Below are 23916 nucleotides of genomic sequence, written 5' to 3' on the forward strand. Positions count from 1 at the left end.
AAGCGGAGAAGATAGACATGGATAATGATTATCAGTTTTTTATAGACAAGGTGAAAAAGAAAACAAGGATAGATTTGTCTCAATACAAGGAAAAGCAAATGAAACGGAGGCTTACATCACTAAGCGTCAAAAATGGATTTTCCTCTTTGAAATCTTTCTATGAGCAGATGGAAAAAGACAAGGCACTGATGGACAAGTTCCTTTCTCATATGACGATTAATGTATCGGAATTTTACCGGAACAGGAGGCAGTGGGATATTTTGGCTAAAGATATTCTGCCATCGATGACGGAGAATCAAAAAAACATCAAAATATGGAGTGCCGCCTGCTCGACAGGTGAGGAGCCCTATTCTCTTGCGACCCTGTTACATCCTTACAAAAAAAGTATCGCTGTTTCTTTAATGGCTACAGATATTGATTCGATGGTTCTGGAACAGGCAAAGCTCGGTCTTTATTCCGAGAAGTCTTTAAAAGAATTGAGGAAAGAAGAAGTAGACAGGTACTTTATCAATAGCGGAAGTTCGTATCAAATCGATTCAAAATATAAGCAGATGGTTTCTTTCAAGAAACATGACTTGTTGGAAGGTACTTATGGAACCGATTTTGATTTAATTGTCTGCCGGAATGTCCTGATTTATTTTACGGAAGAAGCGAAGGAAAAGGTCTTCCGCAAGTTCAGTGATTCCTTGAGAAAAGGCGGTATCTTATTTTTAGGAACGACAGAACGTATTAACAATCCCCAACAATACGGCCTTAAACCGATTCAATCCTTTTTCTTTGAAAAAGTATAATACCTTTATAACGGGAAAAACACGCTTCTATTGGAAAGGGAAGCGTGTTTTTGGTGTTCGGGAAGTTCTGATAGAAAATATGATGTTGGCTAAGGAAGAGTAATTTCATAAAAATAAGTGCCTTTATCAGGCACTCCATATATTCCTGAAAATATTTATCCATCCAAAAATCGATACCCATAACGGAAAACTGAGAAGCACGGCCCATCGAAGTCCTGTAATGAAATCATTCTCTTTAAACAATGGGAAGACCTCCTTTAGTAGAAGCCAGACTTTTCGCCTTTATGGTTGTATTCACATGTTGACCAATTTTAAAACCTTGTTAAGTTATTCTTCTTTTGGTTTTGAAAACCCTTTCAATAAACCAACTTTTTTAGAAACTTGTTTGTTGGGGATTCTTTCATTTAACTGTCTCTGGGTTATACTAGTCTCGGAGGTGTTAACTTGGAATTACGGCAATTACAATATTTTTTAAAGGTAGGTAAGCTTAGGAGTATTACCAAAGCAGCTGAGGCCCTGCACATTTCGCAGCCTGCTCTCAGTAAAATGATAAAAAGTCTGGAAGAAGAATTAGGAATGACATTGATCATCCGTTCTCATAAGACAAGTGAGTTGACAGATGCAGGAAAAATCGTAATGGAACATGCCCAAAAAGTGTTCGCCCAGCTGGACGAAATGTCGACGGCACTGAATGACATGACAGAACTAAAAAGAGGATCAATTGATATAGGGCTGCCCCCGATTATAGGCAGCTTGTACTTTCCTTATGTTATCTCTCAATTTCACAAACAATATCCGAATGTCTCGATGACCATTACCGAATACGGCGGGGCCAAAGTGGTGACAAGTGTGGAAGAAGGCGAGCTCGATTTAGGGGTTGCCGTCCTGCCAGTTAATACAGAACTGTTTGATATATATCCGATAGTCGAGGAAGAAATGAAGGTAATCGTCCATCATGAACATCCCCTTGCCAATGAAAAGTCTGTCCATTACAAACAATTGAGACATGAAGAATTCATCTTTTATCATGAGGATTTTGCTCTCCATGATATTATGTGGAAAAATTTCATAAGAGAAGGCTTCGAACCGAAGATATTATTTAAAAGCTCTCAATGGGATTTTATGTCCGAAATGGTGGCAGCAAATCTAGGCATTACGATTTTGCCTGAGTCCATATGCAGCAAAGTTCAAAATGATCAAGTGAGAATAATCGATCTAAAACCGAAAACACCCTGGAATCTAGCTATTATCACCAAAAAGGGCCGGTATCTATCTTTTGCTGGAAGAGAGTTTATCCAATTCATCCACCAAACATAACTAAAAGTTATGGAAGTTATAATAAATATGTATTTTACGAATGGTGTTGAGGCTAGTAAAATGAGTTCATACAGAAATCTGATAAACCTCAAGAAGCTTTGCTGTTTCCTGTATGGGAAGGAGTTTTTCGATGAAAGTATTGACCATTTTACTACAAATATTGTTTATTCATATATTTTTACTATTGGGCGCCGGAGTAAAGGCCCTGATATCGATTCCGATACCAGCTTCTATGATAGGGTTGGTATTTCTTTTTCTTTCCTTGCGTTTGGGCATCGTCAAATTGGAATGGGTGGAGCAAGGCGGAAATTGGTTATTGGCCGAGCTGCTGCTTTTCTTTGTTCCTTCCGCAGTCGGGATTGTCAACTACGACGAAATTTTAAGCTGGCAGGGAATCGAGATGCTGTTATTGATCGGCATCAGCACATTTATCGTGATGGGTTCCACGGCATATATTGCTGATAAGTTTTCAAAGAAGAATGGAAGTGAGGTTCATTGAGCGCACTTCTTTTTACGGTAATCACTTATATACTATACCGATTAGCCAAATTAGGTTATATTAAATTACCATTTCCCTTGTTTCATCCATTGTTGTTAACACCGATGCTTATCATCCTGCTCATCAGCTTGGTTCACGTGCCTGCCAACCAGTATTTGGACGGTTCACAGTTCTTGACCCATATGCTGGGTCCGGCAACAATTGCTTTTGCGATTCCGATTTACAAGCATTTGCCCATTTTGAAAAAGTATATTGGAACTATTTTGATCAGCATAACAACTGGAACGTTGGTGGCGATTGTCTCCTCATTTGCCTTATCCCTTTTGTTTCACTTAACTCCCAACTTTCTAGTAAGTGTGCTTCCAAGATCCATTACCACTCCGATTGCCATAGAAGTTTCCAAAGACATTGGCGGTCTACCGACATTGACCACAGTTTTTGTTATTATAACAGGAATTATCGGAGGAATAATCGGGCCGTCTGTGATCAAAGGATTATCGATCAAATCACCGATAGCGAAAGGACTTGCCCTTGGAACAAGCGCACACGGAGTTGGCACCAACAAGGCAATGGAATATGGGGAACAAGAAGCAACATTTTCAACGCTGGCCATGATATTTGCAGCGTGTATCACCATCCTCTGGGGGAAATTGCTGATACCGTGGCTCGTAGGATTGGTCTGATTATCAGCAGAAAGCAGTTTCCACAGGGAAACTGCTTTCTTTTTATTTCATAGCTGATGTAAGCTATCCTTTCAATAAACTGAAAATATTGTATAATGAAGGAAGAAATCATCTTGAAGCGAGGTTCACACATATGAAGCTAGGAATAATTAATTTTGAAATGGCCCCAGCTGGTCTGAATCAATTGCTCCACAAGTTAATTAGTGATCTATCGGTAAAACATTCACTATCAGGTATTACCATTGATCCGGTAAGACAGCAGTCATTAGAAAAGGAACTAGACAAGGAATTGTTGGAGAACTTTCCATTTCACTATCCAAGTCTTCTTCAGGTTTCATACATATCAGAAGATCCTGATGATTATCAGTTAATGGCAGATTATGATGCTGTGATAGTTTTTGGAACAGGACAGGCCGTCGAGTCATTGAAACAAGTGAAAGCCCGGTTTCAACGGACTTCTTTCCTGTTTGTACCTTTTTCTATTTACAATAATCTGGAAGAAACGGATCTCTCGCTCGGTTATGACACAGCTTTGAATTACATAATGGAAAGTATTTTCAAAATAAGAGATACCATTGATTCGTTGAAATACCCTGATCCGAGGTTGTTCGGTATTCAACTTCCAGGACACGCACCCGAGGAAATGCTCAACGAGCTTGCTGTGGCGGTAAGAGGCCACGCACTGCCGCGAGGTTATGGGGAAGAAAAGAAACAGAGCTTGGAGTCATCATTGGAAGAAGAGTTTTCTATGGGACAAACCCATTCCTTCTTGATATTTGATGAGACATTCGAAGCGGACAACTTGCATGAGGAAGTCTTGCCAGGTCTGAAAGTGGATTGGAAATGGCATAAAGTGGATGAAGCGCTTTGTCTGGGACCAGATCCTCAGGCTGCGGACCGGATTATTGCGATGCAATTCGCAAGACGGATTGTCGAATGGGTGGAAAAGGAAGAAGCGACCGGTTCGCTCTATTATAAAAACAGACAAGCGGTACACAAACAAAATTAGATAGAAGGGAAGTAACCGGTCTGACCGGTTACTTTTTTTGAATTCCTTCTTATTAGACTGTACTCCAATCACATTATCAGTGGAAAGGTGAGGATTGAATGAAGATTAGCGTAATAGCGGATGACTTAACAGGGGCCAGTGATAGCGGTGTCCAACTGGCAAAACGAGGGTTGAGGAGTTCTGTGCTGTTCACGCAGAACAAGCAATCAATTGATAACAAAGACGTTCTGATATTCGATACCGCTAGCAGGTCCGCTGCCCCTGAAGATGCATACAAAAAGGTGAGAGAAGTATCAGCGTTCATTCAACAAAACGTCTCGAGTCTGGTCTATAAAAAGGTTGATTCGACGATGAGGGGAAATATCGGGCAAGAAATCAACGCCGTTTTTGATACTTTTCAGCCTGAATTTGCCATCATCGCTCCTGGATTCCCTGCCACAGGCAGACAAGTAATAAACGGTAATCTGTACGTCCATAACCATTTACTGCACGAAACCGAAGCTGCCAGAGACCCTAAGACTCCGGTTGGCACTTCGTATATTCCACAGATAATCGAAGAACAGTCAAACAGACAAGTTGGCTTGATAACTTGTGAAAAAATCAGGTACGGTCATGATTCTATCAAAAAGAGTCTGGAAGTATTTAAAGAAACAGGGATTCGTTATATTGTTTTTGACTCTAAAGAAGACAATGATCTTGCTGAGATTGTTAAAATAATCAAACAGACAGAGTATCAAATATTATGGGTTGGGTCTGCCGGATTATGCCAACATATCCAAAATAGGAAAGCTGGCAAGCAGACCTTAGAAATGATTCCGCTTTCAGATTCGTGTAGACCGGTGTTATTGGTTGTTGGAAGTATTAGTGCGAGGGGGAGGGTCCAGTTGGCGAATGTTCTCAGGAAACCCCATGTCAGCGGGCTGCAAGTAGACACACAAAAGTTAGTTCAATCCCCTGAACTGCGCAACAAAGAGCTTACACTATTAAAAAAGAAAGCCGGGGATATCCTGGAAAAAGGCCACCATCCAGCCATATATTCGACTGACGACCTTGAATCGACACGAAAAATTGGTAATAAAAACGGTTATAGTAAACTGGAAACTAGTAATCTAATATCCATTTTTTTGGGCGAGTTAGCGGCCTCTATAATAAAGGAACACGGGATAAAGCGAGTCTTCCTGACTGGGGGAGACACTGCCAGTCATGTTTTCGATCAACTCGATACCCGGGAATTTGAACTGTTGAATGAAGTGGAATCTGGAATTCCATTAGGAAAGCTGCATTATGGTTGCAATCAAAAAAGAGATTTGTATGTTATAACCAAAGCAGGGAGCTTTGGCACTGACAATGCTATGATAAAATCTGTTAAAGAGCTGGGAGGGAAAATATGAGACCAGTAATTGGAATCACAATGGGAGATGCGGCAGGTATCGGACCGGAAATTATCGTCAAAGCATTACAGGATGACAGTCTGTATCAGGAGTGTCGTCCATTGGTCATTGGTGATATCGAAAGATTGAGGACAGCGGCAGAGATAACGGAAACAAAGGTGGACTTCCGCAAGATAAATAAGGCGAAAGATGCTCAGTTTCAAAGAGGCGTTGTGGATTGTTTCGATTTAGAACTGATTCCCGAAGATTTGCCGTTTGGGGAATTGTCTTCTACAGCAGGAGATGCAGCTTTCCAATATCTTGTGAAAGCTGTGGAACTGGCCAAAGACAAAGAGATACAAGCCATTTGTACAGCCCCTTTAAATAAAGAGGCACTTCATCAAGCGGGTCATCTCTATCCGGGCCATACAGAAATTCTGGCCGAATTAACAGACACCGAAGAATTTTCCATGCTTCTGACATCCCCTCAATTGAAGGTCATCCATTTGACCACCCATGTAGGGTTAACGGAGGCAATTGATTTAATAAACCCTGAGAGGGTTTATCAAGTTGTAAAAATAGCGCATGAAACACTCAGAAAAGCCGGAACCAATCAACCCAGAATAGCATTATGCGGAATAAATCCTCATGCAGGGGAGAACGGACTGTTTGGAAATGGGGAAGAAGAAGAGAAGTTGATTCCTGGAGTGGAAAAAGCAAAAGCCGAAGGGATTGACATAAGCGGCCCATATCCTGCAGATACACTGTTTTACCGTGCCATGAGAGGTGATTTTGATATTGTGGTTGCTTGCTACCACGACCAAGGGCACGTTCCCATCAAAGTTCTTGGAATAGAAGAAGGAGTCAATATAACCGCGGGCTTGAAAGGAGGGATTATCAGGACATCGGTCGATCACGGAACAGCTTTTGATATTGCCGGAAAAAATATAGCAAAGCCTGATAGTCTGATAGCAGCGATTTACTCAGCGGCTGAATTAGCGCCGAGATGAATTGTCCGTAAATATAAAAGGATCGTCTTTTTCGAAAGACGATCCTTTTATAAATGAGATCAGCTGTTAAACAAAGGGCTGACCGGTTCATCTTGAAAGACGCGCTTAATCGCTTCACTGATCAGTGGCGCGATTGATAACTGGGTCAGTTTGTCGATTTTCTTTTCTTCCGAGAGAAGGATACTGTTGGTTACAATCAATTCCTTCACTGGTGAATCCGCAATCCTGTCGATTGCATAGCCGGAAAGGACGGGATGAGTGCTGCAGGCATAAACATCCTTGGCACCTTTATCAAGCAGTGCTTTTGTACCGGTAGTAATCCGTGTTCCTGTATCAACGATATCATCGATAAGGATAGCCGTTTTGCCTTCGATATCTCCGACAATGTTGGTTACTGCGGTAGCTCCTTCACGAGGTCCGCGTCTATCGATAATGGCAATCGGTGCTTTGACCCGGTCGGCAAACTGGCGGGCTCGTTTCACACTGCCATGGTCCGGAGAAACGACGACTATTTCATCCAGATTTTTTTTATTGAAGTATTCGGAAAGCAGCGGGATTCCTACCAGCAGGTCTACTGGTATGTTGAAAAAACCTTGAACCTGCGGGGCATGGATATCAATGGACATTACTCTTGTCGCTCCAGCAGTCTCTATCAAATCCGCAATGAGTTTGGCTGTGATTGGTTCTCTTGAACGAGCTTTGCGATCCTGGCGTGCATATCCGTAATAAGGGATTACGACATTTACAGAATGAGCCGATGCTCGTTTTAAAGCATCTATCATGATAAGCAATTCCATGATGTGCTGATTGACAGGTTCGCTAGTAGATTGGATGACAAAAACATCACATCCTCGCACACTTTCTTCAATATTAATTTGAATTTCTCCGTCACTGAATTTAGCGACAGAACTCTTTCCTAGATCAATTCCCATATTCGCAGCGATTTCTTCAGCAAGCGGACGATTGGAACTTAACGAAAAAACCTTTAGTTTAGAATCTGGACTTCCTGTGGACATGGACCGCTCCTCCTTATGTATCTGAGGTCATTTTAATTACACATTATTATCTCAAAAAAGAATACTATAGACAAGTTTTCCCCTTGCCTGTGTCGGTATGTATATAAAGATGTAAGCGCGACCATAATAAGGATGACAACACACGACCGATTGCATAGGAGGGTGTTTCATGAAGGTCCGCGTTTCGGAAAAAGAAATATTCTATTTAATACTTAAAACTTGTTTCTGTCATAACATCCACATGGCACCTGGAATGACGTTAATAGACATGTGGAGAAGATTAGCAGCTGAAATGGACTCCTTTTCCAGAAAAATTTGGATTGAACGCTTAACAGAACAAGTTAATCTGAACAATAATCGTAAACTGAAAGAGATGCTTTTGATACTAGAATCCAATCAAGATAAAGAAGAAGACGGGAAAGAAAAAATCAGCTAGTTACAAAATGAACCAGCCGGCCTTATGTGGCGGCTGGTTATTATATTAAACCCGGGCATTGCGGATGATGTTTTCCATCATTTCCGTGTTTGGATACTGCCGTTCTTTATATTTTTCGATAGGACTTTCAATATCATATTTTACACGTTCAATGGAAGTGCTGATACTTCCATTTTCGACATCAACCATAGCATAAGAGGCTTTGGAAGTTCCGTCAAATGGCAAACCCACACTGCCTGTATTAATTACTGTTCTGCCATTTAAATACCGGATATAAGCTTTGTGAATGTGACCGTAAAGGTAAACATCTGCCGTTTCTTTCTGCATGAAGGTTGTTGCGATTTTTTCCTCGTCAGCATCGGGCAATACAACATCAAACAAGCTGTCTGGTGTCGCATGAAATAGATGGAATGTTACTCCTGATTCTGTAAAGGTAGCTTGATCTGGAAGTCCGGATAGATAATCAATATCTTTCTCTTCCAATTGGGAAACTGTCCATGCTTGTTCTTTCTGCATCAAAGCCAGTGCCTGGTCGGGAACTTCCCCTCGTTGTACGCCCCGGACGACCCATTCATCGGCATTGCCTTTGATGACTGTAGTATTTAAGCTTTGAATCTGTGCAATTGAACGTTTTGGTTCAGGCCCGCGATAGGCGATGTCTCCCAGAACGTAAATCTTGTCAGCTTGTTTTTTATTTATATCCTCCAATACAGCCTCTAAGGCATCCGCATTTCCATGGATATCAGATAAAAAAGCAATTCGCATCCAAACTCCCCTTTTCTGTTTTCTTTTATGGTAGCACTTTTTGATAGGGTTTATAAAATACTTTGTCATGGCTTGCTGTTCCCCACCCCTAATCATACACATATGATGTAAGTTCACTGTTGAGGCAAACTGCGAACTAGTGAAAATTACTTTTTGTGACGTTTTCTCTCATTCTGATGTTTATTGAGTGTTGGTAATCGCTGCGGCAGAACACTTCGCTTTCCGCGGGCACGGCCTCAGCCTCCTCATCAGCAAAGGACGCTTCTTGCGGGGTCGTCGACCCAGAATCACTTCTCACCTAATCAAAGAAATATACCAAGCTGCGGAAAAATGCGAGACTCCAGTGGGAAAGGAACAGTCTGAAGACCCCGCAGGGCGTTTTTCCCGAGGAGCCTGAAGCGTTCTCCACGGAAAGCGAGTGTTTTTCTGCTGCGCTGGACTACCACTCAATCAGAAAAGGATGGTAGGAAGCCACACCAAGTTATGTTGCAGTTTATGGATTTTGTGTTAATTGTTTTATTAAATAGCATTATAAGAAAATGAGACTAGGGATTTGTCTTTGGATGATTATTGCGACAAAATCAGACGTACTTAAACAAACAAAATTTGCAGGAATTTTTATTGATTAAGAGAAATATTAGTTTAGGTAAAAAGGAGGCGGATTTTATGACTAGTAGAAAAACAGCTGTCATCACCGGGGTAAGCCATGCAAACGGGATAGGGGCTGCCGTTTGCAGGACACTGGCGGAAAAAGGAATGAACATTTTTTTCACCCATTGGGAATCTGAACCTGAATGGGGCGTTTCATTTCAAAAAGAAATAATAGAGAAAGGTGTCGATTGTTCTCACTTGGAAATAGACCTATCGAAATCAGAAGCACATGAGTATGTACTGAATGCTGCACAAGCAGATTTTGATACACCATCTGTTTTGGTCAATAATGCCGCCTATTCGGTAAATGACGGTTATATGGCGTTAGACAGTCAGATTATCGATCAGCATTATGCTGTAAATATGCGGGCAACTTTGATGCTGTCAGTAGAATTTGCTCGACGGTTTGAAAAAGCAGAAGCAAAAAACGGCCGGATTATCAATATGACATCAGGTCAGGGACAAGGACCGATGATCGGGGAATTGGCCTATGGAGCTACTAAGGGGGCCATTTCTGCTTTTACTTTATCCTTGTCGGCAGAGGTAGCTCCGCTCGGAATAACAGTAAATGCCGTTAATCCCGGACCTACTGATACGGGTTGGATGACAGGAGGAATAAAAGAATCGCTTCAGCCTAAATTCTTGATGGGGCGAATAGGACAACCGGAAGATGCTGCAAACTTGGTTGGTTTTTTAGCCAGTGAAGAGGCTGGGTGGATCACGGGACAAGTAATTAATTCAGAAGGCGCTTTTTTAAGACAATGATTAAATATGAATGGGGGCAATAATCCCCTTATTTGATGTTTCTTTTTATGAGCAGCTTCATAATGGACCGCTGCTTAAATCGGTTGATTAATAGTTTTCTATCTAATATAATGACAGTAAGTAAACGTTTTCTTTAACTTTAATGTAAGCGCTTTACTTAACGGGAAGTATTTTAAAATTTGGATGTAGGGGGTAGTTGTATTGAAGCTTTACAAAAAGAGTGTTAGTTTTTTTCTACTTATGATTTTGGCTCTCTTTTTAGCTGCATGTAACAATTCTGAACAGTCGTCCGGCGATGGCGGAACAGAAGAACCTCAAGACACTACAGAAGATACTTCAGGAGATTCAGGTGGGGAAGGAACAGAAGAATCAGATGAACAAGTGACAATTGTTTATGCACGTGGTGTCGATACAACAGGAGCAAACGAAAAACTGGTAGCCGCATTCGAAGAGCAGCACCCGAATATCAATGTGGAATATAGAGAAATGCCTTCAGACACCGGGCAGCAGCATGATCAGTATGTTACGGAATTCAGTGGCGGAAGTGCTGAAATCGATGTATTTGATGCAGATGTGATCTGGCCGGCCGAATTTGCCCAGGCCAATTATGCCTTGGAGTTGGACCGGTTCATCGAACAGGACGGAATCGATATGGAGCAATATTTCCCCGGAACTGTTGCCGCCGGGAATTTCAATGGGAAGCAATGGGCCATGCCGAAATTCTCTGATGCAGGAATGTTGTATTATCGATCAGATATTGTAGAAGAGCCGCCGGCTACATGGGATGAATTGATTGAGCAGGCAGGCCAGTACCAAGGGGAAGAAGGTACATCTTCCGGATACTTAATGCAGGCGGCCCAATACGAAGGGCTGGTATGTAATGCGGTTGAATTTATTCAATCATACGGTGGACAGGTAATAAATGAGAACAATGAAGTGGTTGTCAACAGTCCGGAAACGATAAAAGCAATTGAAAAAATGCAAGAAATAGTCGGTTCAGACTTCGTTCCGGATAACATTTTGAATTTCCAGGAAGTGGAGACGGAAACGGCGTTCATTGAAGGTAATGCCGTGTTTGCACGAAACTGGCCATATATGCAGGCATCTGCGAATGATGAAGAGAGATCCAGCGTCGTAGATAATGTAGAAGTGACAACTCTGCCTGAAGGAGATGCGGGCAGTGCTTCCACATTGGGCGGCTGGATGGCGATGATAAACCGACATTCCGAGCATCCCCAGGAAGCATGGGAGTTTGTTAAATTTATGACTGGGGAGGAAGGTCAGAAAATAACCGCTATTGAAGGAGGCTCTCCTCCGACAATCCCTGCCCTTTACGATGATCCAGAAGTACAGGAAGCAGGTGCATTGTTCGATAATCCAGATTTTGTAGAAGTTTTGGAGAATGCTGTCCCAAGACCGGTCACTCCAATTTATCCAGAGATTTCCGATATCATGCAAATCGAGCTTTCTAAAGCATTGACAGGAGACCAGACTGCTGAAGAAGCTGCTTCCAATATGGAAACTAAAATAACAGAAGCTATGAATGAATAAATCTGGATATTAGTAAAGTGAAAAGGAATAAGGGTAAGAATGGTGTATTTCACTTTTCTTGCCCTTTTCTATTATCCCGCAGTATCGAAAGACGGGGGTTCACTTAATTTAAGTAAAGGGGCATGACAATGAAAAGGAGACGGCAATTATCAGAAAAACAACTGGGTTACTTGATGATCCTGCCTTCACTGATCTTAGTCATTTTAGTCATATTGTGGCCTGTGACCCAGTCATTTTGGAACAGTTTATTTGATTACAGGTTAAATGATCCGGCACGGTCACAAAAAATGTTGAATGCACATATCGACATGGAAAGATATGTGAATGACCAGTATTATATCCCCAATCAACTGGAGAGCCTGGAAAACAATACAAGTAACGGGGAGATACAGGATACGATTGAGCAGATTAGAACGGGAATCAATGATTATCATGAAGAACTTGTCAGCGATCCGGAAGTTGCCGAAAAGGTAGATACGATAAATGAAATGCTAAATAATTACGAGCCTGTAAATGACCCGGATCTAAAATACTTACAAGTGGATAACGACTTTGCCAATGAATACCGCGACACGCTGGCTGGTTACGAAGAGGAGTTACAACAGCTGAGCGAAACATCGGACAATCAGGCGGAGGCATTGTCGCAAGCGTCGGAATTAATAGGTTCCACAAAAGAGAGTATCCTAAAGTCCAATTTTATCGGATTGAAAAATTATGGTAAATATCTACAAGATCCCCGCATGTGGGGAGCAATGTGGAATACCACAGTATTTACAGTTGTTTCTGTGTTCTTTGAATTAATAATCGGATTGTGTGTCGCTCTTGCCATCAATAGAGCTTTCAAAGCAAGGGGCCTCTTTCGGGCTTCGGTACTTATTCCCTGGGCAATTCCGACGGCGGTTTCAGCCATGATGTGGGGATTTCTATATGATGGTCAGTCGGGTATTGTAGCACACTATTTCGCAAATATTTTTCATATTATTCCTGATGATTCATGGCTGTTGAGTACATCTGACGGGGCCATGTTCTCTGTCATCTTTGCTGATATATGGAAGACAACGCCCTATATGGCCTTGTTAATTCTTGCTGGTTTACAGACGATACCAGGTTCCCTTTATGAAGCTTCGGAAGTGGATGGGGCTGGTAAAATTCAGCAATTTTTCAAAATCACACTCCCACTCTTGAAATCTGCGATTCTAGTCGCTTTACTATTCAGGACATTGGATGCTTTCCGGGTCTTTGACCTTATCTATGTATTGACGGGTGGAGGGCCGGCAAATGGAACGGAAAGTATCTCGATTTATGCTTATAAAACGCTGTTTGCCCAGCAAAACTTTGGAGAAGGATCGGTTCTTTCCGTGCTCGTTTTCCTGGCTGTTGCATTGATAAGTGTCCTTTACGTTAAACTGATCGGCTCTGACCTATTTGAAGGACGGACAAAATAGAAGGAGGGGAAAAGTGTGAGAAAACGAGCAGGTATCTGGTTTTATGTCTTTATGTCTCTATTTGTGTTCCTGACAATGTTTCCGTTTATCTGGGTATTTTTGACATCGATCAAGCCGCCGGCAGAAATATTCTCTTCTTTTGCCTGGTTCACAAGTAACCCGACTTTGGCTTCCTATGAAACGGCATTGACAGCAAGGCCGCTGCTTCGATATATGGCCAACAGTATCATCGTTTCAGGCCTGACAACTTTAATAGCGATTTCCTTTGCATCGTTTGCCTCTTATGCTGTTACCCGGCTGCCTATTAAAGGAAAAGGATTGTTTTTGGGAGTGGTCCTGGCAGCAGCGATGTTTCCGCAAATTGCTATCATTTCGCCAATGTATAATTTCATGGCCAATTTGGGACTGAGAAACAGCTATATTGGTTTGATCATTCCCTACATTACCATCAGCTTACCACTGGCAATATGGATTCTTTCTACGTTTTTCAAGAAAATACCTTATGAATTGGAGGAATCAGCCAAACTGGATGGGGCTAGCCCGTTTCAGACCTTTCGCAAAATCATTTTTCCGCTCGCAGCTCCCGGGGTATTTACTACAGGCATTCTCGTTTTTATCGCTGCGTGGAATGAGTATTTGTTCGCACTGACAATCAACAGTGATGATAAATGGAGGACTGTTCCAGTAGGTATCTCCATGTACACAAGCCAGTACACTATCCCGTGGGGGGACATTACAGCGGCTACTGTTCTAGTGACCATCCCGATTGTCATCCTTGTGTTGGTATTCCAGAAAAGAATTGTGTCCGGCTTAACGTCCGGATCAGTGAAAGAATAAAAGAATACAGAGAAGCAATAAGCAACGAGTTGCAAAACTGGCAGAAAAATCAGGCTCTAATTGGAGCCTGATTTTCTTCTGCTCTATGATTCTTGTCTGCTTGTTCTAACTAGTAATCCAGTGTAAATAATCATTGAGACTAGCACAGAGCAGGCTGCGGTTAAATAAATGAAACTGTAGCCGAATGCAGACGCAATTTGACCGAAGGAAACGGCCCCGATGCCGACACCCAAGTCGAAGAAGGAGAAAAATGTAGCGTTTGCCATCCCTTTGCGTCGGGAGGAAGCTTTATCGACAGCCCAAGCCTGCAGTGCCGGTTGTACACTTCCAAAACCTAAACCGTATAGTCCGGCAGCCAGGAAAAGAATGAACGAATTTGGCAGCCATGTCAGCAACAGCATCGCGGTTAGGATCAGTGCTGTCCCTGGCAAAAAGACTACAATATGGCCTTTTTTATCATACAATCTTCCAGCGAATGTTCTGGAAATCATCAAAAATATGGCGAATACCAGAAAATAGACTTCGATACCTGCAATGCCTTCCTGCTCAGTGTAAAGCGGAAGGAAGGAAGCTATCCCGCCGAATGTGGTCGTGATGAAAAATAGTAGAATGGCTGGCTGTATAGCCGTTTTTTCGAAAATGTCAAACTTGGCAGGTTTCGAATTGTCGTCCTGCTCTACTTTCTTGTAACTGATTCTTGTCGACAGTAAAAGGGCGACCAATCCAAGGATTGCACAAATCAAGAAAAGCAGGGTGAATGAGATATAGCTGGTCAGCGCAAGACCGAGAGCAGGCCCGAAAGCAAGGGCCAGGTTTCCGGATAATCCGAAATAGCCCATTCCTTCGCCCCGGCGTTTTTGCGGGATAATGTCAGTGGCAATTGTACCGGTGGCAGTCGTGGAAAAGCCCCAACCTACTCCTTGAACAATCCTCATAATAAATAAAAATAAAATACTGGTGATAATAGCATAAGAACCTACAGAAAGGACAAACAAGGATAGCCCGAGCATATACACAAACTGTCTTCCTTTTGATTCCAGTGCATGCCCTGCGTAAGGTCTCAAAGCAAGGGCAGAGAAGGTGAATATTCCTGTTATCCAACCGATCAGCTCGTCTGTTCCTCCCAGTTCCTGTACAAATAGCGGAATGGTGGGTAATGTCATTTGAAAACCTAAGAATATAAAGAAATTAGCCATACAAATGAGAATAAAGTCTTTCGTCCAGATTTTTTCCTTTTCGGTATAATGTGCTGCTCTTGTGTTTCCGTCCATGAAGATAGCTCCTTTCTTCGGCACTCGAAATATATTATACAGGAGTTGGCCGAATATTGAAAAAATAAGCAACTACTATTATTTATTGAACAATAATAAAGAACTATTACAATGGAAATAAGACAGATGAGAGGGGTAGATCGATGGAGAAGATAAAAAGACTTTCTGAAGCGGATTTCGATGAAATTTTCGCTTTGTCCGAATTCGCTTTCCAGTACAAATTGACAGAGGAAGAACTCAGTAAAAAGAAAGAAGAGGCAAAAAATCATGTAATATGGGGATGCATGGAAGATAATCAACTTGCAGCTAAACTGCACCTTCATACGCTGGAATGTTATATTGATGGCCAACCATTCGAAATGGGCGGCATCGGAGCTGTTGCAACCTGGCCCGAGTATCGCCGCAAAGGACATGTCAGAGATTTGCTTGAACATGCTCTTAAGTATATGAAACAGGAAGGGCAAACATTATCTTTTCTACATCCATTCGCCTTTCCGTTTTACCGCAAATTCGGATGGGAACTGACTTTTGTGAACAAAAAGTATACAATCCCTATGGATAAGCTGAAAAGACCTTGGAATGGTGATGGGTATGTAGAACGTTCAGATGCAGATATCCCGCTTTTACAAAAAATATATACAGAGTACGCCAAGCATTTTAATGGAATGCTTGTACGGGACGAGAAATGGTGGAAACAGCGAGTACTAAAAGACAACTACCAGATTGCGGTTGCTTACAATGACAAACAGCAGGCAGAAGGCTATCTATTATATATGGTGAAAGATGATGTGTTTATTATTGAAGAATTAGTCTTTAACTCATTGAATGCCTGGAAAGTACTGATGCAATTTACGGCAAACCATGATTCGATGGCAACAAAGATAAAATATACAGTTCCGGAAAATGATCTTATGCCGTTATTCATAGCAGAACCCCGTTTTCTTCAGGAAATTGAACCTTACTTTATGGCGCGAATCTTAGATGTCCCGGCATTTTTACAGGCATATCCATATCGTGGAGAATCTAAAGAAACAGTGGCTATTGAAGTAGAGGATACATTCATGGAAGAAAACAGCGGGACATATGTGATAGATACAGGCCGAAATACAGTAAAAAGAAGCGATAGCTCCATTGAAAAAGTATATTGTACGATCCAACAGCTCACGGTAATGCTGCTTGGATACAAACGCCCGATAGATCTATACCGAGCCGGCCTTATTGAAGGGGACATGAAACAAGTAGAAGCTCTCGAAAAAGCTATCCCGAATAAGCAGACATTCTTGGCAGATTTCTTTTAAAATAAGCGTACACCAGAATTTGCATTAGAGGGAAATTACGACATAGTGAAAATTCTACTTTGGTGTTGCTTCTTGCTATCCTGATTTTAGTTGAATGCTAACCCGGCGCTGCGGAAAAACACTCCCTTTCCGGGGGGCAGCACCTCAGCCTCCTTGAAAATACAAAGCGATTTTCTGCGTGCGATGATTCGCTGTCGAAGCCTTACTTGGGCCTGCGATTACTCGGCCCACCGAAAATCTTTGTCCTCTTGAGCAAAAAGCGGTCAATGCGGGGGCTTTGGAAGCTGCTCTTCCCCCAGGACTTTGTAGAGACATCCACGAATTACACCGCACGCAGAAAATGGAACTTTATTTTCAAGGAGTGTCGCATTTTTCCTCCGCTTAAGACAGATTTCTGATTAAGGAGGAAGAAATACTGATATATGTCTAACATGAGGTATTTCCAACCTGAATTCAGAACATCTCTAACAGCGGAGGCAGAACACGCAGACTCCTGTGGGAACAGCGAAAGGTCTTCGATGGGGCGAGTAATCGCAGTCCCACGTGTCCGAAGACCCCGAGTGATGGGTCTGCGTCTTCCCGTTAAGCTTCGTAGCAAATTCCTCGACCCAAGGGAGCAGGGAAGCTTATTCAAAGTAGTCCCCTGGCTGAGGCCGTGCCCGCGGAAAGCGAAGTGTTCTGCCGCAGCGGTTGTATAGCACCCGACTTATTCAGGATGGAGGAAGTCTTACTAAAGAAAGATGGTTCGCAGTTTATCTATTTTGTGCACAAGTAGTTATATAGCAGTCAAGATAAACCAAAAGTCCCCTTCTGCTTGAAGGGGACTTTGTTCTCTTAAAATTTGACGTCTTCTAGTTGTTCTCCCTGCGATTCGTATCCTTTCATGTACTTGATACGACGTTGTGCAGATGTTTCATTGACCTGTTCGTCCGCATGGTAGGAAGAGCGGACCATAGGACCGGCTTCACAATGCTTGAACCCTTTTTCAAGCGCAATCCGCTTCAACTCTTCAAACTCATCCGGATGATAATAACGTTCAACATTCAAGTGCTTTTTCGTCGGTTGTAAGTATTGGCCGATTGCCATGATGTCCACATTATGTGCCAACAAATCATCCATCGCTTCGATGATTTCTTCTTTTGTTTCCCCCAGTCCGACCATAATGCTTGATTTAGTCGGAGTATTCGGAGCGATTTCCTTTACACGTTTCAACAATTCCAAGGAACGGTCGTACATTGCAATTGCTCTGACTCGTTTAGTCAAGCGGCGGACTGTTTCAATATTGTGATTGAAGATATCAGGTTCACTGTCCATCAAGGTATGTAAGCTGTCGTAGTCCCCTTTCATATCAGAAGGGAGGATCTCAACTGTGCACCCAGGTACTCTTCGACGGATGGCACGTACTGTTTCAGCAAAAACGGCCGCACCGCCGTCTTTTAAATCGTCTCTCGCCACTGCAGTGACAACTGCATGTTTGAGGCCCATAATTTCCACTGATTCTGCAACACGTTCCGGTTCACCCCAGTCAAGTTCATTCGGAAGTCCTGTTTTCACAGCACAGAAGCGGCAGCCTCTTGTACATGTATCCCCTAATATCATAAATGTTGCAGTAGCCCTTTCGCTCCAGCATTCATGAATGTTCGGGCATTTGGCTTCTTCACAAACGGTGTGCAGGTTTTTTTCCCTCATTAATCGTTTTAATTTGTTGTAGGATTTGTTTGTGTTCAACTTTACCTTCAACCACTCGGGTTTTCTTACATGTTCCTGGTTTTTGGTCAATTACATGCACTCCCTTTCTACCTTGAATAATTCCATTCTTCACTTTTATACTTTTTCTCTAATTCATGGACTTCGGCTAATTGCCCACTGGATAACTCGAAAGGTTCAAACTCGATATCCAGCCCTCGTTCGAAACCTGTCTTAAAAGCAGTCTTTACTTGTTCAAAGCTTATATTCGTCTTAGAGACTTCATTGATTGCAACTGCTTTATCATCAAAAGCACGCCTTGCCCGTTCTTTGACCCGTTCATTTGGGTAAAGGAATAAATCAAATAGTTTCACCTTGTCTACTTCTATCGGAATCGATCCGTGTTGCAGGATGACCCCTTTCTTTCTTGTTTGGGCACTGCCGGCCGCTTTTTTTCCTTCGACAATAAGTTCATACCAGGAAGGCTCTTCGAAGCATACTGCCGAATTGGTCGTTTTTAATTTTCCTTCAGGAATGGCAAATTCTGCATTGATGTTCAATTCGCGAAATCCTTCCAGAAGTCCTTTTGATAATACAAGATAAGCTTCCTTTACGGAGCTGGGCATTGATTCATGGTTTTCAGATACGAGCACACTATATGTAAGTTCTTGATCATGCAGAACGGCCCGTCCACCTGTCTGCCGACGGACGAGATCGATGCCATAATTTTTTGCTCCATCCACGTCAATTTTGCCATTTACTTTTTGAAAATAACCTACAGAAATCCCGGCAGGTTTCCAACCATAAAATCGCAAGACCGGCGGGATTTTTCCTTCGCTGTGCCAATTCAAAAGTGCTTCATCCATCGCCATGTTAAAAGAAGGCGTGCAATGCCCCGAATCGACAAAATACCACGTTTCCTTCATGATGCTCCCCTTCTTCTTATTAGATTGGTAACACATTCCAATTTTAACAACCGGGTATGAAATGTCAAAAAATTAGTTTTATTAGAATTATTAGGTGAAAAGCCTGATAAAAGTTCGTTTTATTTGTCCATTTGTTGTTATGCTGATATACATATGAGGGAAAGAAATAATTAATGAATCATATTTTGGGAAAAGTGGGTGAACTGGAAGATATGTCTATCTCTAGAACAATGAAATGGATTACTGGTGCATTTGAAGCAGTATTGGGCATCCCATTCTTGGGTGGTTTAATTGTCCTCGGGTGGAGCTGGATGCCGTTGCTCATCATGCTGGCACTGCATATCATCACATTGCTGCTGGCAAGGAACGAAGGTAAAAAATCAAGGGGAAGCATAATCGGCATCGTTACTTCTTGTATCGCCTGGATACCGTTTGTAGGGATGATTATGCATATAATTACAGCAGTATTCCTATTGATTGATGCAGCGTTGCCAAGAACTTCCGAGCAAAAGATCTAATTACCAGGTGATGGTGCTGGGTTCAATCAGGAACGCAGCATCATTTTTTTTGCAAAGGTGGAGGCAATTCGATACTTATCAGAAAGAAACTTTCCTGAAGCGGTTTTTCCCTGTACAGGAGTTTTCAAGACGGAGCTTTGTAAGCGACAAAATAAATAAAAGACAACTTTGTTCCTGCTTAATTGGAATAATTTGTACAGTTTTGCCAATACCGTGTACAATAATTCAAAAGAACTATTATGGGGGGGAGAAAGGGTGTATAAATGGCTTGTCGCGATTTCAGCAATTATACTACTTATTGTCATAGGTTGGGGAACCTATTCATGGAATGCAAACGGAGACACAGCACAAAATAACAATACCCGGACAGAGGAACAGGCAGAAGATGGCGAACAAGGTGTGGAGGAACAAAGGGAGGCAGCAGGACAGATTGCTGAGGAAGATTTACAGCAATATGAAGAAGAGGGGCTGAATCCATTCGGCCATGATGAAAACAATCAGGAATTGACAGATGGTGATTATCAGGAATACATACACGGAATGTCCCATCAGAAAATCGAAGCCAAGGAAAAGTGGGGGTTCTATGAAATTCATCCACAGCGGATCCAGTGGCTACTAGATGGATTGGAAGAAGTTGAATTGGAGCACGAAAAGTTATACAAGAGAATACTGGAAAAGTGGGAGAACGGGAATTTTTCCAGTGTGGATGAGGACCACAATGCTATTTGGGAGCTGCAAGGTGGAACAATAGGAAGAGCTACAGGCGTCTTAAGTCCGGAGGAAGAACAAGAATATATCAACAAGAACAGTGATTGATAGGTGTTGGAAAAAACCATAATTCGGCATACTACAGAGAAGAGACAAAAAATGATATACTAAGAAAAGCAAGACCGGCTCCTCGTATTCCATGCATTTTGTCTTGAGCAGAATGTTAATATATGCTTTTTAATATAAAAATGCGGGCACTTTACATAAAAGCATTTTTTTATCGTCAAAACAGGGGAAGCTAACATTAAATCACTTGGAGAAAGGGTAGATTTTTCACATGGCACAACAAATCGGTGTAATTGGTTTAGCTGTAATGGGAAAAAACCTTGCGCTCAATCTTGAAAGCAGAGGAAATTCCGTTTCAGTCTTCAACCGTTCTTATGAAAAAACAGAAGATTTCCTGGCAAATGAGGCAAAAGGTAAAAACTTTGTCGGTGCGAAAACAATCGAAGAGTTCGTTGCTTCATTGGAAAAGCCAAGAAAGATTTTGCTGATGGTAAAAGCCGGAACAGCCACGGATGCCACTATTGAATCATTAAAACCACATCTGGATGAAGGGGATATCTTGATTGATGGAGGTAATACATTCTATCAAGATACGATCAGAAGAAATAAAGAACTTGCAGAGTCAGGCCTTCACTTTATAGGGACAGGTGTTTCCGGTGGAGAGGAAGGTGCATTGAATGGTCCTTCGATTATGCCTGGCGGCCAAAAAGAAGCATATGATCTTGTTCAGCCGATTCTGGATTCTATATCTGCAAAAGTAGACGGAGAACCTTGTTCAACCTATATTGGCCCGGATGGTGCCGGCCACTATGTGAAGATGGTGCATAATGGTATCGAGTATGGCGATATGCAGTTGATTTCCGAAGCCTATTTCATTTTGAAAAATGTACTGGGCCTCGAAGCAGAGGAATTGCATGAAGTATTTGCAGAATGGAACAAAGGTGAACTCGATAGCTACTTGATTGAAATCACGGCGGATATCTTCACTAAAAAAGATGACGAGACAGGCAAACCGCTGGTTGATGTCATTCTTGATACAGCTGGTCAAAAAGGTACTGGTAAATGGACAAGCCAAAGTGCTCTCGATCTTGGCGTTCCGCTTCCGATTATTACAGAGAGTGTGTTTGCAAGATTCATCTCAGCAATGAAAGAAGAGCGTGTTAAGGCCAGCAAGGTGTTGACAGGCCCTGAACAAGGTGCTGCTTTCGACGGTGACAAAAAAGAACTTATCGAAGCAATTCGCAAAGCATTATACATGAGCAAAATTTGTTCATATGCTCAAGGATTCGCACAAATGCGCGCTGCTTCTAAGGAATATGACTGGAATCTGCGTTATGGCGATATTGCCATGATTTTCCGTGGTGGCTGCATTATCCGTGCCCATTTCCTTCAGAAAATCAAAGAAGCATATGACCGTGATCCAAATCTCGCCAATTTATTGTTGGACGAATACTTCAAGGAGATTGTGGAAAATTACCAGTCTTCTCTTCGTGAAGTATTGGCTGTGGCGATTAAGAGTGGTATTCCGGTGCCTGCATTCTCCAGTGCACTCGCATACTATGACAGCTATCGTTCAGAAAAACTTCCGGCAAATCTGCTTCAAGCACAACGTGATTACTTCGGCGCCCACACGTATCAACGTCTGGACAAAGAAGGAATCTTCCATACAGAATGGCTTGATTAATGAAAAACTCTCCTCTCGTTACAAGGGGGAGAGTTTTCTTATGATTAAAAACAAATACCCCACTCTGCGAAATAGGGCAGAATGAGGTATTTGTTAATCTTTTTATATTTCCCACCAATGGAAGCCGTCTTTATCCAGTAGTGCACTTGCTTCTTTCGGTCCCATGGAACCTGACTCATAGTTTGGAAAGTTCTTGGCCTTATTTTTTTCCCAAGCCTCGGAAATCGTATCGACAAATTTCCAGGACAATGCGACCTCGTCCCAATGAGTGAAGTTCGTAGAATCCCCGAGCATGCAATCATAAAGTAATACTTCATATGCTTCTGGAGTATTGATCTTATCTTCATTGGAAGTATAGTAATTCAATTTGATCGGAGTGGAAGTAGTGCCCTTCCCGGCTTTTTCTGCATTCAGATGAAGCGTTACTCCTTCATCCGGATGGATATGGATGACAAGCAGGTTTGGTTGAATGTCTTTACCTTTGTTGAAATATAAATTCATCGGCAGATCTTTAAACTGAACGACTATTTCCGTTGCTTTAATGGACATTCTTTTTCCGGTGCGAATATAGAATGGAACCCCTGCCCATCGGAAGTTGTCGATCAATAGTTTGCCTGCCACAAATGTTTCTGTATTGGATTCAGGATCTACTGAATTTCCTTCTCTGTAACCTTCAACTTCCTGACCTTGTGAAAGTCCAGGCCCGTACTGACCGCGGACAAAATAATCATCTACATTATCTACAGTCATTGTCCTCATCGCACGAAGCGCCTTTACCTTTTCACTTCTAATCTCATCAGGAGACAACTTGATTGGAGGTTCCATTGCCAGAAGTGCAAGCATTTGGAGCATATGGTTTTGAACCATATCACGAAGGGCGCCAGATTTTTCATAATAACGTCCTCGATCCTCTACCCCCAGGGTTTCACTGGAAGTGATTTGAATGTTGGCTATGTACTGGTTGTTCCAAAGCGGCTCGAAAATGGCGTTGGCAAACCGGATGACTTCGATGTTCTGTACCATTTCTTTTCCTAAGTAATGGTCGATACGATAAATCTGATCTTCCGTGAAAGCATGACGAATTTCCTCATTTAATTGCTTTGCTGACTCGTAGTCACTTCCAAACGGTTTTTCAATGACCAACCTGGACCAGCCTTTAGTGTCGGTCAACCCTTCACTTTTCAAGTTCTTGGCAATTGTCCCGAAGAAGTTCGGAGCCATTGCTAAGTAAAAGATTCTGTTTTCCTCTGTATGATGTTTTTCGTCAAGTGTTCCAAGCAGGTCGTTCAGTTTCTGATAGGAAGCCAAGTCAGTAACATCAAATGGGTGGTAATAGAAATGGGAAGCGAAGGTCTCCAAGTCGATAGCTTCATTATCCTGCCATTTTTCCGGTATAGAACGTTTTACATTGTCGCGGAAATTTTCATTTGTCAACGGCCGCCTTGCTACTCCGACAACAGCGAAGTCTTCAGATAGTTTTCCGTTCTTATAAAGCCTGTAAATCGATGGGAACAGCTTTCGATTAGCCAAATCACCAGTTGCTCCAAAGATTACGAGTATTGATTTTGGATTTTCCACTTGCATGATTTCTAAACCTCACTTTTTATATAAAAT

Annotated in this window: 22 protein-coding genes; 16 read left to right on the forward strand and 6 right to left on the reverse strand. The window is 42.1% G+C overall.

All coding sequences use genetic code 11. The annotated features are described in order from the left end of the window. Positions 1–17 precede the first annotated feature (17 nt). From CZ434_RS19235 to pdxA, 7 genes are all read left to right on the forward strand, one after another. The gene (locus CZ434_RS19235) at positions 18–791 is read left to right on the forward strand and encodes a CheR family methyltransferase (RefSeq protein WP_077625268.1); all 774 of its coding nucleotides are present in this window, start codon (positions 18–20) and stop codon (positions 789–791) included. 444 nt (positions 792–1235) lie between these two features. Continuing rightward, complete coding sequence (locus CZ434_RS19240; RefSeq protein ID WP_077624601.1) at positions 1236–2108, forward strand: LysR family transcriptional regulator; 873 nt, start codon at positions 1236–1238, stop codon at positions 2106–2108. A 130-nt stretch (positions 2109–2238) separates the two neighbouring features. Further along, entirely contained in the window at positions 2239–2607 is a 369-nt protein-coding gene (locus CZ434_RS19245) for a CidA/LrgA family protein (RefSeq protein WP_077624602.1), read from the forward strand. Next, positions 2604–3290: an LrgB family protein gene (locus tag CZ434_RS19250; RefSeq protein ID WP_077624603.1), complete on the forward strand. Its 687-nt coding sequence runs from the start codon at positions 2604–2606 to the stop codon at positions 3288–3290. Before CZ434_RS19245 ends, CZ434_RS19250 begins: the two co-directional genes overlap by 4 nt. 133 nt (positions 3291–3423) lie before the next feature. Next, positions 3424–4299: a 6-phosphofructokinase gene (locus CZ434_RS19255; protein ID WP_077624604.1), complete on the forward strand. Its 876-nt coding sequence runs from the start codon at positions 3424–3426 to the stop codon at positions 4297–4299. 98 nt (positions 4300–4397) lie between these two features. Beyond that, positions 4398–5690 carry a four-carbon acid sugar kinase family protein gene (locus CZ434_RS19260; RefSeq protein WP_077624605.1) on the forward strand — a complete coding sequence of 431 codons (1293 nt, stop codon included), beginning with the start codon at positions 4398–4400 and terminating at the stop codon, positions 5688–5690. After that, positions 5687–6679: a 4-hydroxythreonine-4-phosphate dehydrogenase PdxA gene (gene pdxA, locus CZ434_RS19265; RefSeq protein ID WP_077624606.1), complete on the forward strand. Its 993-nt coding sequence runs from the start codon at positions 5687–5689 to the stop codon at positions 6677–6679. The genes CZ434_RS19260 and pdxA overlap by 4 nt, the downstream gene beginning before the upstream one ends. Positions 6680–6738: 59 nt before the next feature. Here pdxA and CZ434_RS19270 read toward each other — a convergent pair whose 3' ends face one another. Then, positions 6739–7695, reverse strand: a complete 957-nt coding sequence (locus tag CZ434_RS19270) for a ribose-phosphate diphosphokinase (RefSeq protein ID WP_077624607.1) — start codon at positions 7693–7695, stop codon at positions 6739–6741. 169 nt (positions 7696–7864) lie between these two features. Between CZ434_RS19270 and CZ434_RS19275 the strand changes: the two genes are divergently transcribed. Beyond that, on the forward strand, positions 7865–8131 hold the full coding sequence (locus CZ434_RS19275; protein WP_077624608.1) for a hypothetical protein: 267 nt from the start codon (positions 7865–7867) through the stop codon (positions 8129–8131). A gap of 45 nt (positions 8132–8176) precedes the next feature. Here CZ434_RS19275 and CZ434_RS19280 read toward each other — a convergent pair whose 3' ends face one another. Continuing rightward, positions 8177–8896, reverse strand: coding sequence for a metallophosphoesterase family protein (locus CZ434_RS19280; protein ID WP_077624609.1), 720 nt, complete (start codon positions 8894–8896; stop codon positions 8177–8179). A gap of 666 nt (positions 8897–9562) precedes the next feature. Between CZ434_RS19280 and CZ434_RS19285 the strand changes: the two genes are divergently transcribed. The 4 genes from CZ434_RS19285 (at position 9563) to CZ434_RS19300 (ending at position 14145) form a co-directional block, all read left to right on the forward strand. Next, a complete protein-coding gene (locus tag CZ434_RS19285; RefSeq protein ID WP_077624610.1) occupies positions 9563–10312 on the forward strand; it encodes an SDR family oxidoreductase in 750 nt (249 codons plus the stop codon). Positions 10313–10513: 201 nt separating this feature from the next. Further along, entirely contained in the window at positions 10514–11863 is a 1350-nt protein-coding gene (locus CZ434_RS19290; RefSeq protein WP_077624611.1) for an ABC transporter substrate-binding protein, read from the forward strand. A gap of 122 nt (positions 11864–11985) precedes the next feature. Continuing rightward, the gene (locus CZ434_RS19295; protein ID WP_425442082.1) at positions 11986–13308 is read left to right on the forward strand and encodes a carbohydrate ABC transporter permease; all 1323 of its coding nucleotides are present in this window, start codon (positions 11986–11988) and stop codon (positions 13306–13308) included. 15 nt (positions 13309–13323) lie between these two features. Further along, positions 13324–14145, forward strand: a complete 822-nt coding sequence (locus tag CZ434_RS19300) for a carbohydrate ABC transporter permease (RefSeq protein ID WP_077624613.1) — start codon at positions 13324–13326, stop codon at positions 14143–14145. Between the two features lie 83 nt (positions 14146–14228). On the opposite strand, the gene CZ434_RS19305 is transcribed toward CZ434_RS19300, so the two are convergent. After that, complete coding sequence (locus CZ434_RS19305) at positions 14229–15416, reverse strand: MFS transporter (RefSeq protein WP_077624614.1); 1188 nt, start codon at positions 15414–15416, stop codon at positions 14229–14231. 143 nt (positions 15417–15559) lie between these two features. Here CZ434_RS19305 and CZ434_RS19310 point away from each other — a divergent pair, with 143 nt between their 5' ends. Then, entirely contained in the window at positions 15560–16714 is a 1155-nt protein-coding gene (locus CZ434_RS19310; protein WP_077624615.1) for a GNAT family N-acetyltransferase, read from the forward strand. Positions 16715–17548: 834 nt separating this feature from the next. On the opposite strand, the gene lipA is transcribed toward CZ434_RS19310, so the two are convergent. Beyond that, the gene (gene lipA, locus CZ434_RS19315) at positions 17549–18493 is read right to left on the reverse strand and encodes a lipoyl synthase (RefSeq protein WP_077624616.1); all 945 of its coding nucleotides are present in this window, start codon (positions 18491–18493) and stop codon (positions 17549–17551) included. A 17-nt stretch (positions 18494–18510) separates the two neighbouring features. Further along, a complete protein-coding gene (locus CZ434_RS19320; protein ID WP_077625269.1) occupies positions 18511–19329 on the reverse strand; it encodes a lipoate--protein ligase family protein in 819 nt (272 codons plus the stop codon). 170 nt (positions 19330–19499) lie between these two features. On the opposite strand from CZ434_RS19320, the gene CZ434_RS19325 reads away from it, so the two are divergent. The 3 genes from CZ434_RS19325 (at position 19500) to gndA (ending at position 22302) form a co-directional block, all read left to right on the forward strand. After that, entirely contained in the window at positions 19500–19844 is a 345-nt protein-coding gene (locus CZ434_RS19325) for a hypothetical protein (protein ID WP_245831030.1), read from the forward strand. A 255-nt stretch (positions 19845–20099) separates the two neighbouring features. Continuing rightward, on the forward strand, positions 20100–20660 hold the full coding sequence (locus tag CZ434_RS19330) for a DUF6241 domain-containing protein (protein WP_077624617.1): 561 nt from the start codon (positions 20100–20102) through the stop codon (positions 20658–20660). A gap of 229 nt (positions 20661–20889) precedes the next feature. Next, the gene (gndA, locus tag CZ434_RS19335) at positions 20890–22302 is read left to right on the forward strand and encodes an NADP-dependent phosphogluconate dehydrogenase (protein WP_077624618.1); all 1413 of its coding nucleotides are present in this window, start codon (positions 20890–20892) and stop codon (positions 22300–22302) included. 102 nt (positions 22303–22404) lie between these two features. On the opposite strand, the gene zwf is transcribed toward gndA, so the two are convergent. Beyond that, positions 22405–23886, reverse strand: a complete 1482-nt coding sequence (zwf, locus tag CZ434_RS19340) for a glucose-6-phosphate dehydrogenase (RefSeq protein WP_077624619.1) — start codon at positions 23884–23886, stop codon at positions 22405–22407. Positions 23887–23916: the final 30 nt, after the last annotated feature.

Source organism: Sediminibacillus massiliensis, from assembly GCF_900156915.1.
GTDB classification, from domain to species: Bacteria; Bacillota; Bacilli; order Bacillales; family Amphibacillaceae; genus Sediminibacillus_A; species Sediminibacillus_A massiliensis.

Coding starts and splice junctions, on each gene's coding strand:
- CZ434_RS19235 (WP_077625268.1), top strand. CDS start 18: ATGGATAATGATTATCAGTTTTTTATAGACAAGGTGAAAAAGAAAACA.
- CZ434_RS19245 (WP_077624602.1), top strand. CDS start 2,239: ATGAAAGTATTGACCATTTTACTACAAATATTGTTTATTCATATATTT.
- CZ434_RS19255 (WP_077624604.1), top strand. CDS start 3,424: ATGAAGCTAGGAATAATTAATTTTGAAATGGCCCCAGCTGGTCTGAAT.
- CZ434_RS19260 (WP_077624605.1), top strand. CDS start 4,398: ATGAAGATTAGCGTAATAGCGGATGACTTAACAGGGGCCAGTGATAGC.
- pdxA (WP_077624606.1), top strand. CDS start 5,687: ATGAGACCAGTAATTGGAATCACAATGGGAGATGCGGCAGGTATCGGA.
- CZ434_RS19270 (WP_077624607.1), bottom strand. CDS start 7,695: ATGTCCACAGGAAGTCCAGATTCTAAACTAAAGGTTTTTTCGTTAAGT.
- CZ434_RS19275 (WP_077624608.1), top strand. CDS start 7,865: ATGAAGGTCCGCGTTTCGGAAAAAGAAATATTCTATTTAATACTTAAA.
- CZ434_RS19280 (WP_077624609.1), bottom strand. CDS start 8,896: ATGCGAATTGCTTTTTTATCTGATATCCATGGAAATGCGGATGCCTTA.
- CZ434_RS19285 (WP_077624610.1), top strand. CDS start 9,563: ATGACTAGTAGAAAAACAGCTGTCATCACCGGGGTAAGCCATGCAAAC.
- CZ434_RS19295 (WP_425442082.1), top strand. CDS start 11,986: ATGACAATGAAAAGGAGACGGCAATTATCAGAAAAACAACTGGGTTAC.
- CZ434_RS19305 (WP_077624614.1), bottom strand. CDS start 15,416: ATGGACGGAAACACAAGAGCAGCACATTATACCGAAAAGGAAAAAATC.
- CZ434_RS19310 (WP_077624615.1), top strand. CDS start 15,560: ATGGAGAAGATAAAAAGACTTTCTGAAGCGGATTTCGATGAAATTTTC.
- CZ434_RS19325 (WP_245831030.1), top strand. CDS start 19,500: ATGAATCATATTTTGGGAAAAGTGGGTGAACTGGAAGATATGTCTATC.
- gndA (WP_077624618.1), top strand. CDS start 20,890: ATGGCACAACAAATCGGTGTAATTGGTTTAGCTGTAATGGGAAAAAAC.
- zwf (WP_077624619.1), bottom strand. CDS start 23,886: ATGCAAGTGGAAAATCCAAAATCAATACTCGTAATCTTTGGAGCAACT.